This window comes from Pontiella sulfatireligans (genome assembly GCF_900890705.1).
In the GTDB taxonomy this organism is placed as follows: Bacteria; Verrucomicrobiota; Kiritimatiellia; order Kiritimatiellales; family Pontiellaceae; genus Pontiella; species Pontiella sulfatireligans.
In genome coordinates this window covers 506,825-521,140 of the sequence record NZ_CAAHFH010000002.1, presented here as the reverse complement: position 1 = coordinate 521,140, position 14,316 = coordinate 506,825, and the positions used below count along the sequence as shown (strand labels likewise).

Below are 14,316 nucleotides of genomic sequence, written 5' to 3'. Positions count from 1 at the left end.
GAAATGATGCCTTTAGTCTCAATTTGTGTGCCTACCTACAACGGGGAGCGATTTTTGACCGAGGCGTTGGAGTCGGTCGAGGCGCAAATCTATGAGAATTGTGAAGTCGTCGTTTCAGATGATGCTTCTTCCGACCGGACTCTGGAGATTGTTTCTGAGTTTGCTGCTCGTTCAAAATACGAATATCGTGTTTTTAATCATGAGCCTTCTGGTATTGGTGCCAACTGGAACTATTGTGTTGAGCATGCAAAAGGTGAGTATATTAAGTTTTTGTTTCAGGATGATCTACTGCTTCCAGATTGTGTGCGAGAGATGGTCTCTTGTATTAAGAATGATTCTTCCATCGGTATGGTATTTGCTCGAAGGAAGCTGTTGCTTTCCCAGGCTCCCTCGGTCGCGGGTATAGCTTGGTGTTATTTGTTTTCAGATCCGGTAGCGAACTGGGCACACAAACTTTCGCAACCTGTCAGTGGCTGGGAACTGTTAGAAGACCGTTCTCTCTTATGTTCTCCACGTAATAAAATAGGCGAGCCTCCGTCGGTGTTGCTTCGGCGTTCGGTTTTTGAGGATATCGGGTTTTTTAGTGGGGACCTTAAACAGCAGTTGGATTATGAATACTGGTACCGAGTTCTCGCGCATTATAAAGTAGCTTTCATTCCTGATAAGTTGACGGTCTTCAGAGTACATCTGGATCAGGCTACACAGCGCAACAAAAGAGAGAAGCTTGAAGAGGATTTCGTTGGAGAGTTGCTGGCGCATGTTGACAGGTCGCTTTTTCATAAAGAGGTTCTGGCCCGTGCAGGTGGAAAACGCACTTGGTTTCATATGAAAAACGCTGTTTTTTTTCTTCTCAAAACCTGGGTAGTGAAGCTCATGGTCTTACTGAAGATTCTGAAAGGGCAGGAGTTTTTAAACTCCCCTGAATAAATATTTGATCTAATCAGAGAGTCGACGGTGTTACGGGGCTTCTGCGACCCCGTTCCCGCGCATCCTTCAAATTCCACGACAGTGCCCTGAAGAATATCCGCAAATTAAACACGGGGTTCTTTGCATAATAGCGACGGTTGGTCATCGTGTGTTTGCGCCAGTTTTTGATTGTTGTGCACAGAAGAATATTGATGGTCTTGGCAAGGGTTAAGAATGCAGGGTCGTACCGGCGACTGAAAAGGATAGCGTTGCGCATGGCGAGGTAGGCCTTTTTCTCAGGGAAGTGGCGCATAGAACCATCATGGAAATGCCAGATGGGGACATTGGTGCAATATAGTTTGTATCCGGCGTTTTTCACCCGCATCTCAAAATCATCTTCTTCGGCGTAAAATTCGTATTCTTCATCTATCAATCCGACTTTTCTGAACACTTCGACCGGCACAATCATGCAACAGCCTGGAATGTCGTTTGCTTCTTCAAAGTGCATCATGGAGTAGTCGATTTGAGCCAGCTCGAATTCAGCTAAATCATTGAAAATTTTACACCCGACCACTCCAGCATCAGGACTGTCTTCAAAAACGCTCATGGAGTCGGAAAGCCAGCGAGGAGAAAAACGCATGTCGTTGTTTAGCAGTACAACATATTCTGCTCCGTTATCCACGGCATAGCGAATGGCGGCATTGTTTCCGCCCGCCCAGCCGAGGTTATCCTGCAAGACATGGATCTCCATTTTCTTTCCGGCGATCTCGCGTGCATAATCGCAGGATTCGTCTGTTGAACAAGCGTCCACAAAAAGCAGGTGAATATGTTGGTCGTAATCGCAGGCAAGGAACGAGGGAAGCATGTATTTCAGATGGTACATGCCGTTCCAGTTAAGAACCAGCAACCAAATCTTGGGCGATGCCTGAATCCCCATGTTAAAACCCCATGGTTTCGTACTGTTGCACCCAGTATTCTTCCAAGCGCTCCGCGGAGAATTGGTTGGCGATTTCCTCATTCATTACAGTTTGAGCTGGACGGTTTTGATAAAAATATTCAATGGCCTCGTTCCATTGCTGCTGCACCAACGGTCGTACTGTAATAAGGGAGGTAGGCAGGTATTCAATGGCTCCGACATGGGGAGACGTCAGGCAGTGTGTTCCTGAAGCGGCTGCTTCTATAACTACAATGCAGAAGTTGTCGTCGTGGCTGGGCAGTGCAAAGAGGTCTGCGGCGGCAAGCCAATGGCACCGCTCTCGCCCTTTCGCGAAGTCTACATAGACGATCTTGTCTTCGATCTTTAGCTCCTTGGCCAGTTGCACGAGTTTTTCTTTTTCATCAGGCTCCGGTGGGCCCACCAAAACAAGTTTGGCATCCAGTCCCAGTTTGGCTTCATTGAAGCTTTTAATCAGGACGGTCAGGTTCTTCTGTTTCGCGGTTCGCCCAAGATGTACAACATAATATCCGTTTGGGTCTAACCTAAGATGTTTCCTGCTATCTTGCCGTAGCGGAGGATTGTCAAAGTCTGCTAAGTCAACAGGGTTGGGAATTTTGATGATATGTTTCGCACGGTTCGCGGCTCGCCATGATGTTTCTTCTTCCCAGTCCGCTGTGACATGTATGCCATAGACGCACCATAAGTTTATTTTTTCCATGGTATGGAAGAGCAGTTGCTTGAGTACGGGCATCCTTGTGAAGTGGTAGTCGCCGTAGTGGCTGCGACAGCTAATGATGGCAGGTGTTTTTCTGAGCCAAGAGATAACAGCTCCAAAGAAAGTGGTAAAGTTCCACACTCCGTTCAGGTGGATCACATCATGTTGCGGAGCGTTTCGGAATAGCGTCCATAGCGTCTTTGGAATAAGGCCGAGGCCCCAAAATCCGATGGACTTGGAAACATGCACGGCGATGCTGTCATGAAGATAAAACTGCTCTGGAGTATAGGGCATGGCTTTGCTGTCGCCGATGTAGAGGGTCACTTTATGCCCGGCCGTAGTCATGATTTTTGCTTGCTGCGCCATTGAACGGGGCATTCCTCCGCCTTGAGACGAAAGCATCATGCCAACGATGGCAATGTCGTATTTACGTGTTTGGTTCATAGCGTCCTATTACAGGTTGGAGTCGCTTACTAAATAGAGCGGGCGGTCTTTGATTTCGTCGAAGACGCGACGGAGGTATTGGCCAAGAATGCCCATGCCAAAGAGTTGCAGTCCACTGACAAAGAAAATCGCAAGAGTTAGATAGGTGGTGCCGGCATGGGAGGGGGACATTCGCTGGACAAAATTCCAAGCAACAAAGAGATAAACCCCGATGCCAATGGAGAGGAGGCAAAGTAACGTTCCAAGGTAAAAGAGCAAGCGCAAGGGAGTCCCGCTGAACGAAGTTATTGCGTTGAGTGCAAGTCCAATAGATTTGATTAACGGATATTTTGTGACTCCTGCGTGCCGGGCATCTCTGACATATTCCACGGTAGTTTGATTAAAACCGATCCAAGAGGCGAGGCCGCGCATATAGCGGTGCTGTTCGGGCATGGAATTGAGAGCATTGAGTGCTTTTCGGTCGAGTAGGCGGAAGTCGCCGGCATCCACGGTCATTTGCACTTCGGTCATTTTACTAAGAATTCTGTAGAAGAGGTGCGCGAGTAACTTTTTAAGCCCGGATTCGCCTTTGCGCGAGGAACGGACGGCATGGACAACTTCGAAGCCTTCCTTCCATTTCATAATCATATCGGCAATTACTTCGGGCGGATCCTGCAGGTCGGCGTCGATGATGATTGCTGCGTCGCCGTTGCAGAGGTTCATGCCGGCGGTGATGGCGCGCTGGTGCCCAAAGTTACGGGATAGCTGGATATATTTGACTGCCGGATTTTTTTCCGCAGTTTGCATGACCCACGGGAGGCTTCCATCGGTGCTGCCGTCGTCAATGAAAACAAACTCTAGTTCTTCTTTTAGTCCTTGGGATACCTTGTTGCAACGGTCGTAGAGCAACGGCAAGTTTTCCTGCTCGTTGAGGAACGGAACAATTAGGGATACGATACGCCTTTTTGGTGCCTCGTCTTGTTCGCTCATTGTATTTTTCCGCCGTCGGTGACTAGATTAAGAATCGGCTTGGCCAATTGATTCGCACATATTTCAAGGTTGCTGATCTTGCTAATCGTGTCGAGCGCATTATTCCCCATGATTCCTCTTCGCGATGGATTGTTGCAAAGGTAAATGAGTTTCTCTGAAAATTCTGCAGTATTGTCAGGGTCAAAAAGAAGCCCGTTTTTTCTGTCTTCAATGACTTCGGCTATACCCTTCAGATTAACGGCCAGCAGGGGTTTTCCACAGGCCATTTCATGGGTAAGGGTGTCGGTCATATGGAAGTGGTCGGTTTCCTGCCCGGTGCGCATGACCAGTCCTAGGTCAGCTGCATTGATGGTGTCGTTCAGTGATTTTTCGGTAGGAAGCCATCCTGTGAAAATAATCCGATCAGAAAGCCCTTTTTTTTTGGCCAATTGCTTTAGATTTTCCATTTCAGAACCGTTGCCCGCCAAAATGAATTTAAGGTTGGGCAATTCGTCTTTCAGTTCGGCAATTCGCTCAATAATCCAGTCATTACCTTTGTTGGGATGGAGGATTCCGTGGTGGCTGAGCACAATATCGGTGTCGGAAAATCCATATTCTGAACGTGTTTTTTTTCGAGCTTCTGGCGAGATGGGGTGGTAGATGGTTTGATCACAAGGATTCCTTGCAATAAACATCTGCTCTTCTGGTATCCCTTTACCTTTCAAGTACGTTTGGGTGTAGAAGACTTTCGTGAACAGAACCGGAGTGCGTTTCCATGCCTGAAAGTCCAGCCACTCTACCAACTGGCATACTGGTCGGAGTATTGGATGTTTTTCTGTGTAAATCCGAACAAAAAAATCCATGGCAGTCATTGAAAATTTACGCCCGAACAGAATGCGAAAAATCCATCCTGTTAGAGGAAGGGTGTCGTCGATGTACATCAGAACGCGCATCCCAGAGAGCCGGCAATAGATTGCAAGCCATGGGAGGTAGAGGTACCAGAGGATGGTTTGGCTCCATTTATGGATGGGGTTGGATCGGTCCCAAGTGAAGGGAAGTTGGTGTATTTTGACGATGTTGTTCAGTCGTGCCGGTACAGGATCCAAAGATTTTGGCCCAAAATAATGAATTTCAAGACCGCTCTGTTGCAGTATCTCAAAAGTGCGAGGAATGCAGTGTCCTCCACAACAGATCCAACCTCCCAGTCCATAGCGGTGCAAAAACGCAATTTTAGTTTTACTACTTCCCATAACTAAATAAACCGGTGTTCGAGGAAGACTTTGTAGATTTTACGGCCGAGCCATGCGTCGGTGGCGGCGTAGGTTATTTGCGATTCGGTCAGGTCTCTGCGCGCCCAGTTGGAGACTTGCTCTTTTTTGGAGATGCGGAAGCCGAGCAGGATGGCGGTGAGGCCTCGCAGGCCGAGGTTCTTGATGCCTGCTTTTTTTGCGGAGTGGGCCAGTTCAACGAAACCGCCCGGCTGGAACGGGGTCACGGCTTGCAACTCGCTGACGTCGCGCTCGAGCGCCACACCGGTTTTCACGATGTCGTGACTAGAAAGGACTTTCAGCAGGTTTGGGGTCAGGCCGCAGAGCTGGATCTGAAACAGGTAGACTTCGTTCGCGGTGGCGAGCTGAAGCAGGGACGGATCGTAGCTCTCGCCTTTGCGGAAGGCTGGGCGGGTCTCAGTGTCGAATCCGAGCAGATCTTCCTTTAATAGCTTTTCTGCAGCGGCTTCAGCTTCCTCTGCCGTTACGCAAAGGTGAATTGGTCCGTCGTACTGCTTCATGGGCAGTTCATTGATTTCGGCTTTGGAAATGTGTTCTTTAGGTGGAAAGTTATTCATTCGTGTCTTTCTTCCACTGGTCGGAAACCCAAATGGATTGTTTAGCAAGGCCCATTAATATTTTCGCGTCGGGCACGGTCAGCTTGCCGCGCGTGAAGATGCGGCGAAGCCCCATCATCATGTGCTCAAGTTTTTGTTCGTGAGTAAATTCGGTTTTAATCATCATTTCGCGCCAGGTTGCAAACATGCGTTCGCGCAGTTCGGAATCGGCCTCTTCGGCTTTTTCTTCCGCGGGATGGAATGCCCCAGCAGCGGTGAACATTTCATAGCAACAGACCATAACGGCATGCGAGAGGTTAAGCGAGGTATATAATTCGCTCGAAGGAATTTGAATAATATGGGTGCAGAGTGCGAGCTCTTCGTTTTGCAATCCTTTGTCTTCGCGGCCGAAAACCAACGCAATTTTATGGTTTTTAGCGCTTTCGAGCCCGATTTGGGCAAACTCGCGGGGGGAGTGGGCGGTGTCGCGGTAGAATCCAGTGCGCGCCGAGGTGCCGGCCACGACGGTGCAACCGGCGATGGCTTCGGCCAGTGTGGGATATTCCTTGCGTGCTTCCAACTGCGCCTTGGCATTGCACGAAAGCTTGCGCGCATCATCCCAGTCGGTCGTTGGACGCGGATTGACAATCGCGAGGTCCGTAATGTCATTGTTGTTCATCGCCCGGCAGACCGAGCCAATGTTGCCACCGAAGATCGGTTCAACTAAAACAATTCGAACGTTGTCTAGCATGCTCACGATTCATAACTCCTGAGCAGTTTGATTTCGTTCGCCCAAATGGTTTCGTCGATGGTTTCGAGCACCATGGGGATGTCGTCGAAGCGGTCGTCGTTCATAATATATTTAAAAACCTCCAGCCCGAGCACGCCTTGCCCGAGGCTGTGGTGGCGGTCAACACGGCTACCGAGTCCCTTCTTGGAATCGTTCAAGTGCATCCCGCAAAGATAGTTGAAGCCAACCACTTTTTCAAACTCGGCAAAGACGGTGGCGCAGCTTTCCGCAGTTTGGAGGTCGTAGCCGGCGGCAAAGCTATGGCAGGTATCGATGCAGATGCCGACGCGGGCCTTGTCTTCCACTTGGTCGATGATTTCCGCGAGGTGCTCAAAGCGGAAGCCCAGGTTCGAGCCCTGTCCGGCGGTGTTTTCAATCACGGCGGTCACGCCGGTGGTTTTATCGAGCGCCCAGTTGATCGACTCAGCGATGGTGGAAAGGCATTCGCTCTCGGAAACGAGCTTGAGATGGCTTCCGGGGTGAAAGTTGAGCAGTTTAAGGTCCAGTTGCTCGCACCGCTGCATTTCGTCGAGAAAGGCATCACGCGATTTTTCCAGTTTTTCGGCATCCGGATGGCCGAGGTTGATGAGATAGCTGTCGTGGGGGAGGATATGTTCCGGCGAGAAACCGTGGTCGGCGCAGTTCTGCTTAAAGGCGTCAATGCTTTCGGCCGTCAGTGGCTTTGCGACCCACTGCCGCTGGTTTTTCGTGAACAACGCAAAGGCGTTGGCCCCGATTTCGGCCGCGTTCAAGGGGGCGTTTTCCACCCCGCCACTCGCGCTTACATGTGCTCCAATTCGTTTCATCCAAATTTCCAATTCAATAATGGAGGCAAATAAAACCATATTAATGCGCAGGATGAAAGCCTGCATCATCAACAGGATTTCTGATCAAATAAATTTAGGAATCAGACGATTGTTCGTGTTTTGCGAGCCCTGTGCGGGTGGTGATTTTCGCGGAATCCGGATTAAATGCCGTTTTTGGCGAGCTTGCTGTGGTTGAAAAATACGGGGTTTGATGTCAAATGCAGAAAAGGTGATAGTTCTAAGCATGTTTTTTGCGGATTTTTATTGTGTACTGGAATTATCCTATTTAAATTGCACGCACTCTAAAACGAGGGAATCGAACTTATGGATACGACTAATTCAAATACCGAAAATGTGGATTATGACAAACAGGACTGGCTTGATGCGCTGGACGAGCTGCTTGAAACCGCAGGTCCGGAGCGGGTCAAGGACATCCTTCATGACCTCCAGATAAGCGCGCACCGCAAAGGCGTCCGCCTCCCGTTTTCGGCCAACACCCCCTACATTAATACGATCCCGCTCGATGAGCAGCCGGCCTATCCGGGCGACCGCGAAATGGAGCGCCGCATCAAAAGCCTTATTCGCTGGAACGCCATGGCCATGGTCGTGCGCGCCAACCGCGAAGAAGACGGAATCGGCGGCCATATTGCGAGCTACCAATCCATCGCGACTCTTTATGAGGTCGGCTTCAACCATTTCTTCAAGGGCCGCACTGATGATTATCCGGGCGACCTGGTTTATTTTCAGGGCCACTCTTCGCCGGGCGTCTACGCGCGCGCCTACCTTGAAGGACGCCTGACCGACGACCATCTCACCAACTTCCGCCACGAGCTGCACGACACCCCCGGGCTCTCGTCCTATCCGCACCCGTGGCTCATGCCCGACTTCTGGCAGTTCCCGACCGTATCCATGGGGCTCGGCCCGATCACCGCAATTTATCACGCGCGCTTCATCAAATATCTCGAAGACCGCGGCCTGCGCGAACCGTGCAACCAGCAGGTCTGGGCCTTCCTCGGCGACGGCGAAACCGATGAGCCCGAAACCCTCGGCGCCATCAACCTCGCATCGCGCGAAAAACTCGACAACCTGACCTTCGTTGTTAACTGCAACCTCCAGCGTTTGGACGGTCCGGTGCGCGGCAACGGTAAAATTATCCAGGAACTGGAAGCCTCCTTCCGTGGCGCCGGCTGGAATGTGATCAAAGTCCTGTGGGGCGACAGCTGGGATCCGTTGCTCGAAAAGGACGAAGACGACCTGCTCGTTAAACGCATGGGCGAAGTCGTCGATGGTCAATATCAGAAATACACCGTGGAAGATGCCGACTATGTCCGTGAGCATTTCTTTGGAACCGATCCGAAACTGCTCAAACTGGCGGAACATCTTTCCGATACTGAAATCCAACGCATGCGTCGCGGCGGCCACGATCCGGCCAAGGTATACGCTGCCTACAAACAGGCGTCCGAAACGAAGGGCCGCCCGACCGTGATTCTGGCGAAAACCGTCAAGGGCTACGGCATGGGAACGGCCGGGGAAGGGCAGAACATCACCCACTCCCAGAAAAAGCTCGGCGAAGATTCGCTGCGCGAATTCCGCAGCCGGTTCGGCATTCCGATTTCCGACGAAGACATCGACAGCGTACCGTTCTACCGTCCGCCGGCAGACAGCCCGGAGATGCAGTATCTCAACGCCCGCCGCGACGAACTGGGCGGCCATGTGCCGACGCGCCGCACGGCATACACGCCGATCGAGATGCCGGCCGATAAAATCTTCCAGGAATTCGATGCCGGTTCCGACCGTCCCGTTTCCTCCACGATGGTTTTCGTCCGCGTTCTTTCAAAACTGCTCTCCGACAAGAGCATCGGCAAACTGATCGTTCCGATCGTTCCGGACGAAGCCCGTACCTTCGGTATGGACGCGCTCTTCCGCCAGGTCGGCATCTACGCCCACTCCGGCCAGCTCTACGAACCGGTCGATGCCGACAACCTGCTCTTCTATAAGGAAGAGAAGGACGGCCAGATCCTCGAAGAGGGCATCACCGAAGCCGGCGCGTTCTCCTCCTTTGTGGCGGCGGGCACGGCCTATTCGAACCATGGCATCAACACGATCCCGTTCTACACCTACTATTCGATGTTCGGCTTCCAGCGTATTGCCGACCTTGCATGGCTGGCCGGCGACTCGCGTTGCAAAGGCTTCCTGATGGGCGCAACCGCGGGCCGCACCACGCTCGCCGGCGAAGGCCTGCAGCATCAGGACGGCCACGGCCTCGTTACGGCGCTGACCATCCCGAACATGGCGGCCTACGATCCGGCTTATGCCTACGAGCTGGCCGCCATCATCAAGGACGGCATTCGCCGAATGTATGTAGATAACGAACAAATTTTCTACTACATCACGCTGATGAACGACAACTATGAGCAGCCCGCCATGCCGGAAGGCGCGGAAGAGGGCATTCTCAAGGGCATGTATAAGTTCCAGTCATCCGAAAAAGCGCAGGCGCAGATTCTCGGCAGCGGCGCAATTCTCCCGCAGGCGGTCAATGCGGCCGAGCTGCTGAAGGAAACCTATGGCATCGAAACCAACGTTTGGTCGGTTACGAGCTACAAAAACCTGATCAACGATGCGCAGGATGCCGAGCGCGAAACCGTCCGCAACGGCAACACTACCAAGCCGTACGTCACCGAATGTCTCGAAGGCGAATCTGGACCGGTGATTGCCGCTTCCGACTATATGAAGCTGCTGCCGAACTCGCTGGCCAAGCATGTGCCCGGTCTCGTGGCGCTGGGCACCGACGGTTTCGGCCGCAGCGACGGCCGCCGTGCGTTGCGCAAGCACTTCGAGGTTGACCAGAACGCCATTGCATGGACCGTGCTTTCGTCGTTGGCCTCCAAGGGCGAATATGATCAAAAGAAACTGGAGAAAGCCCGCACGGAGCTGGGCATCGATTCCAATAAACCCAATCCGGTAGGAGAATAGAACCATGGCACTTGAATTTAAACTTCCAGAGCTTGGAGAAAACATTGAAGGCGGCGATGTCGTCAGCATCCTCGTCGCCGTAGGCGATTCCGTAACGGACGGCCAGGCGCTGCTTGAAATCGAAGCCGGCAAGGCCAGCATGGAAATCCCGTCGCCCGCGGCGGGAACCATCACCGCCATACACGTTGCCCAAGGCGACACTATTGAAGTGGGGCAGCTCGCCTTCACGATCGATAGCGTGGAACCGGATTCCAATCCGGTGCCTGCAACTGCAGAGCCCGAACCAGAGGCTGTCGTTCCGGTAGTTGAGGAAGCACCCGTGCCCGCACCAGAACCGGCACCGGCTCCGAAGGCTGCACCCGCACCCGTTGCGACTCCGGCCCCTGCGCCGGTTCCGGATGCCAAGGCTGTTTCCGCCGCCCCGAACGTACGCCGTCTGGCGCGCGAGCTTGGCGTAGACATTCACGCTGTTGAGCCGGCTCAGGCCGGTGGCCGCATCAGTCTGGAAGACGTTAAGCAGTTTGCCAAATCAAGCATGGAGAGTGGCGGGGGAAGCGGCAAGGCCAGCGTTGCCGGCGCCGTGCGTGTGGAAAAAATGTCCGGCATCCGCAAAGCGACCATGAACCACATGGCGCATTGCTGGAGCACCATCCCGCATGTCACGCAGCACGATACCGCCGACATCACCAAGCTAGAGGCGTTGCGCAAGCATTATGCGCCGCGTGCCGAAGCCGCCGGGGCGAAGCTCACGATGACCGCCATTATCATTAAAGTCATCGCCTCCGCGCTCAAAGTGTTTCCGAAGTTCAACTGCAGCATCGACCCGGAAAAGTCCGAGATCATCTACAAGGATTACTACAACATCGGCATTGCCATGGATACGCCCAAGGGGCTTCTGGTTCCGGTTATCCGGGACGCTGATCAGAAAAACATGGTCGAGCTGGCAGTGGAGCTAAAGGCGCTGGCAACAAAGGCGCGCGAAGGCAAGCTGGAGATGTCGGATCTGCAGGGCGGCACCTACACCTTCACCAACCTCGGAATTATCGGTGGATCGTTCTTCACGCCGATCGTCAATTCGCCGGAAGTGGCGATCCTTGGGGCAGGGCGCGGCTATTGGGAATCGAGTATCGACAGTGACGGCAAGCGCTTTAAGCTGCCGCTCTCGCTTTCCTACGACCACCGCATCATCGACGGCGCCGACGGCGCGCGCTTCCTGCGCTGGGTCGTAGATGCGATCGAAGAGCCGATGCTCATCTCGCTGGAGGGGTGAGTTTAGCCTGGAGCAGCAATCGCTCCGGGCGATAGGTTTCGAAGGCTGTACAGGCCTTCCCAGTCTCCGCCACGCATCTTGCGGGCGCCGTTTTTTCGGCGCTCGCCGAAGAAGGGCCGGTTGTTTTCGAATATTTCCTCGATAAACAATCGGCTTCCCAGTGCGACTCCGTCGTTGAAATAGCGGACATGGCAGCGAATCAATGCCCTCAGCGGCAACTCGCCGCCTTGTTCCAATACCTCTTTGGCTTGTTGCTCGGTAAACCCGGCTTTGGCATCCGTTTCGTAGCCTGTGCTGAATAGATAGGTGCGGTACTTTGCCGAAATCTGACGCCAATTACCTTCCTGTCCTTGGGATTGCATCAGCCGGGTGATTCCGTCGCGCGCAGCCTCCCCTCCGCCGACTGCTTCCGCGTAGCCGCAATGCCGGTATTCCTTCGGATCTCCGACAAGTCCTGCGCGAACCGGATTCAGGTCAATATACGCCGCCATGGTCGTCAAGGCATGGTCGGAATTCTCCACCAGCACACTCTTGAATCGCTCTTCCCAAAGCGTTCCCCTGCGACCGTGCTTGCGGTTGTACCACTTAGAAAAACGTTCCTTGAGTTCCTTCAGAAACACCGATAGATCGCCCATTCGCGAGACATACTGCAACCTGAATTCATCAAGCCAGTCCCTGTTTCCAGTATCTTGGGCATGTTGGAACGCGCGCGTGTATTCCTGCTCGATTTCGGAGAATTGCCTTTTGGAATAGAAGGTTCGGAGTCGATCCAGCAGGGCGTCATCATCCAAATCGGTGATATTGGGCACTTCCACCAATATGTGAAAGTGGTTCGACATGATGCAGTAGGTCAGGATCCGCAATCCCGAAAAAGCTTCCAGCTTGCGCATGGTCAGCATGAAGAATTCTTTTTCTTCAGCTCCCATGACATGGTCGCGGTTCACGACGCGCGACATGACATGATAGTAGTTAGTTTCTCTATTCCCAAGTATCCGAGGTTTTCTCATGAACAAATCTTTAGCAGGTGCCATGCATCAGTGTCAATATATTATGTGCCTGTCACTTTATAGTAACTGACGCTCTTCGTGTGCAATTCACATGGGGGAATGCTCATTTCGCGTGAAGGATAATTTGCATCAATAGTTTTAATGTGGAAGATAATGGCTATGGATTTAACCATGGCCATTTTTCATGCCGAGATCACTGTGCTGGATTACGAAAGCACGGGCTCTTTGCGCGGTTTCGCCAACGAGCCGTGGCAGATCGGCATGGTGTCGCTCAAGAACGGGAAGGTTGATCCGGTTTCTATGTTCGAGAGCCTGTTGCGGGTTGATGTCAACCGTCCGTTCAATCCCCATGCGCCGGGGCGGCACTCGATGCTTCGCGATCAAATCGCGGTGGCGCCAACGCCGGAGGAATTGTGGATGCAGGTCCGGTCGCGCCTTACCGGTTATCCGCTCTGCGCGCACAACGTGGCGACCGAAAAAAAGTTTACCCGTCTGATGGCGCCGATGCATAAGTTTGGCCAGTGGATCGATACGCTCCGGATTGCCCGCAAGGTGTGGCCCGGTTGTCCGTCGTATGCGCTTGAAGACCTCGTCGTCCTGCTCGATCTCAAGCTGCGGGTGGATGACCTCTGTCCCGGCAAAGAAGCCCATGATGCGCTCTACGACGCCGTCGCCTCCGCCATGCTGCTGGAGCACCTTTTTGAGCAGCCGGGGTGGGGGAATGTTACGGTCGGGGAACTCGCATCCATGTAGTTTTTCCCGCAGATTACGCAGATAGACACCGGTTTTTTATCCGCGTGAATCTGCGGGCAGCAAATGCTCCAGCGGACAGCCCGCGCATTTGGGCTTGGTGTTGCAGTGCTCTTTGCCGAGCTGGACGATGAGGGCGTGGTATTCGTTGAATAGCTGCACGTCCTCGGGCAGGCTTTCTGTGAAGAGTTTCGCCACCGAATCGTACGAGGCGTTTTTGTCGCACCAGCCGTGGCGCGACAAAAAGCGCTTGGTGTAGGCATCCACCACAAAGACCGGGCGTTTGCCGGCATAAAGCAAAATGCTGTCGGCGGTTTCCGGGCCAATGCCCTTCCACGAAAGCAGCTCAGTCCTCAGGGCAGGGGTATCGAGCGCAAAGAGCTGGTGCAACGAACCGTCGAAGTGCTCGCGGAGGATCTCAACCATGCCCTTGATGCAACCGGCTTTCTGATTGAAATAACCCGCGGGGCGGATCCATTCGGCAATCTGATTCTGCGACGCTTTTTCCAATGTCTGGAAGTTTAGCGCGCCGTTTCTTCGAAGGTTGGAAACTGCCTTTTCGACGTTCGACCACGCGGTGTTTTGCGTGAGGATGGCTCCGAGCATCATTTCCAGCCGCGTTTGGGCCGGCCACCAATGCTGTTTGCCCCATAGGGCAAAGAGCGCATCGAAAATTTGCTGCTTATCCGAGTTCATCTGGTGGCTGGAGCTCGGTGCCGTTCACCTATCTGGCAATGCACAGTTGCGCAAGCAACACATCAACCAATAGGCTACTTCTGACCCGTCGGCGCTTCGCCTGTGGTTCCTTGTTTCTTTTTCCGCTTTTCTTCCTGTTTTTTCTTCTTCGCGATCTCTTTTTGCCGCTTTTCGTATGAATAGTTGGGTTTAGCCATTTGAGCTCCTATTTAAATTAAGCTCTATTTTATAGCGCATTTAGGCGGCATT

Annotated in this window: 14 protein-coding genes; 4 read left to right on the top strand and 10 right to left on the bottom strand. The window is 52.8% G+C overall.

Features of this window, described 5'->3' with window-relative positions; all coding sequences use genetic code 11:
- Positions 1 to 3 precede the first annotated feature (3 nt).
- Positions 4 to 927: a glycosyltransferase family 2 protein gene (locus SCARR_RS15170; protein WP_136062515.1), complete on the top strand. Its 924-nt coding sequence runs from the start codon at positions 4 to 6 to the stop codon at positions 925 to 927.
- Positions 928 to 940: 13 nt separating this feature from the next.
- Here the strand turns inward: SCARR_RS15170 and SCARR_RS15165 are convergent, their stop codons facing one another.
- Genes SCARR_RS15165 through nfo form a run of 7 tightly spaced genes read right to left on the bottom strand, consistent with a single transcriptional unit; the run spans position 941 to position 7,371 of the window.
- Positions 941 to 1,843, bottom strand: coding sequence for a glycosyltransferase family 2 protein (locus SCARR_RS15165; RefSeq protein WP_168433343.1), 903 nt, complete (start codon positions 1,841 to 1,843; stop codon positions 941 to 943).
- 1 nt (position 1,844) lies between these two features.
- A complete protein-coding gene (locus SCARR_RS15160) occupies positions 1,845 to 3,002 on the bottom strand; it encodes a glycosyltransferase (RefSeq protein WP_136062513.1) in 1,158 nt (385 codons plus the stop codon).
- Between the two features lie 9 nt (positions 3,003 to 3,011).
- Positions 3,012 to 3,971: a glycosyltransferase family 2 protein gene (locus tag SCARR_RS15155; protein WP_222846335.1), complete on the bottom strand. Its 960-nt coding sequence runs from the start codon at positions 3,969 to 3,971 to the stop codon at positions 3,012 to 3,014.
- Positions 3,968 to 5,200, bottom strand: a complete 1,233-nt coding sequence (locus tag SCARR_RS15150) for a glycosyltransferase (protein WP_136062512.1) — start codon at positions 5,198 to 5,200, stop codon at positions 3,968 to 3,970. Before SCARR_RS15150 ends, SCARR_RS15155 begins: the two co-directional genes overlap by 4 nt.
- Positions 5,201 to 5,202: 2 nt before the next feature.
- Entirely contained in the window at positions 5,203 to 5,796 is a 594-nt protein-coding gene (locus tag SCARR_RS15145) for a 3'-5' exonuclease (RefSeq protein ID WP_136062511.1), read from the bottom strand.
- Complete coding sequence (locus SCARR_RS15140) at positions 5,789 to 6,526, bottom strand: RNA methyltransferase (RefSeq protein WP_246044499.1); 738 nt, start codon at positions 6,524 to 6,526, stop codon at positions 5,789 to 5,791. Before SCARR_RS15140 ends, SCARR_RS15145 begins: the two co-directional genes overlap by 8 nt.
- 2 nt (positions 6,527 to 6,528) lie before the next feature.
- Positions 6,529 to 7,371, bottom strand: coding sequence for a deoxyribonuclease IV (gene nfo, locus SCARR_RS15135; RefSeq protein ID WP_187356377.1), 843 nt, complete (start codon positions 7,369 to 7,371; stop codon positions 6,529 to 6,531).
- A 324-nt stretch (positions 7,372 to 7,695) separates the two neighbouring features.
- Here nfo and aceE point away from each other — a divergent pair, with 324 nt between their 5' ends.
- Both aceE and SCARR_RS15125 read left to right on the top strand, forming a co-directional pair.
- Positions 7,696 to 10,344, top strand: a complete 2,649-nt coding sequence (gene aceE, locus SCARR_RS15130) for a pyruvate dehydrogenase (acetyl-transferring), homodimeric type (protein WP_136062509.1) — start codon at positions 7,696 to 7,698, stop codon at positions 10,342 to 10,344.
- 4 nt (positions 10,345 to 10,348) lie between these two features.
- Complete coding sequence (locus SCARR_RS15125) at positions 10,349 to 11,614, top strand: dihydrolipoamide acetyltransferase family protein (protein ID WP_136062508.1); 1,266 nt, start codon at positions 10,349 to 10,351, stop codon at positions 11,612 to 11,614.
- Between the two features lie 2 nt (positions 11,615 to 11,616).
- Here the strand turns inward: SCARR_RS15125 and SCARR_RS15120 are convergent, their stop codons facing one another.
- The gene (locus SCARR_RS15120) at positions 11,617 to 12,621 is read right to left on the bottom strand and encodes a transposase (RefSeq protein WP_168433342.1); all 1,005 of its coding nucleotides are present in this window, start codon (positions 12,619 to 12,621) and stop codon (positions 11,617 to 11,619) included.
- A gap of 153 nt (positions 12,622 to 12,774) precedes the next feature.
- Between SCARR_RS15120 and SCARR_RS15115 the strand changes: the two genes are divergently transcribed.
- Positions 12,775 to 13,374 carry a 3'-5' exonuclease gene (locus SCARR_RS15115; protein ID WP_168433341.1) on the top strand — a complete coding sequence of 200 codons (600 nt, stop codon included), beginning with the start codon at positions 12,775 to 12,777 and terminating at the stop codon, positions 13,372 to 13,374.
- A 36-nt stretch (positions 13,375 to 13,410) separates the two neighbouring features.
- Here the strand turns inward: SCARR_RS15115 and SCARR_RS15110 are convergent, their stop codons facing one another.
- Both SCARR_RS15110 and SCARR_RS29105 read right to left on the bottom strand, forming a co-directional pair.
- Positions 13,411 to 14,067, bottom strand: coding sequence for an endonuclease III domain-containing protein (locus SCARR_RS15110; RefSeq protein WP_136062505.1), 657 nt, complete (start codon positions 14,065 to 14,067; stop codon positions 13,411 to 13,413).
- Positions 14,068 to 14,141: 74 nt separating this feature from the next.
- Positions 14,142 to 14,264, bottom strand: a complete 123-nt coding sequence (locus SCARR_RS29105; RefSeq protein ID WP_281281180.1) for a hypothetical protein — start codon at positions 14,262 to 14,264, stop codon at positions 14,142 to 14,144.
- Between the last annotated feature and the right edge of the window lie 52 nt (positions 14,265 to 14,316).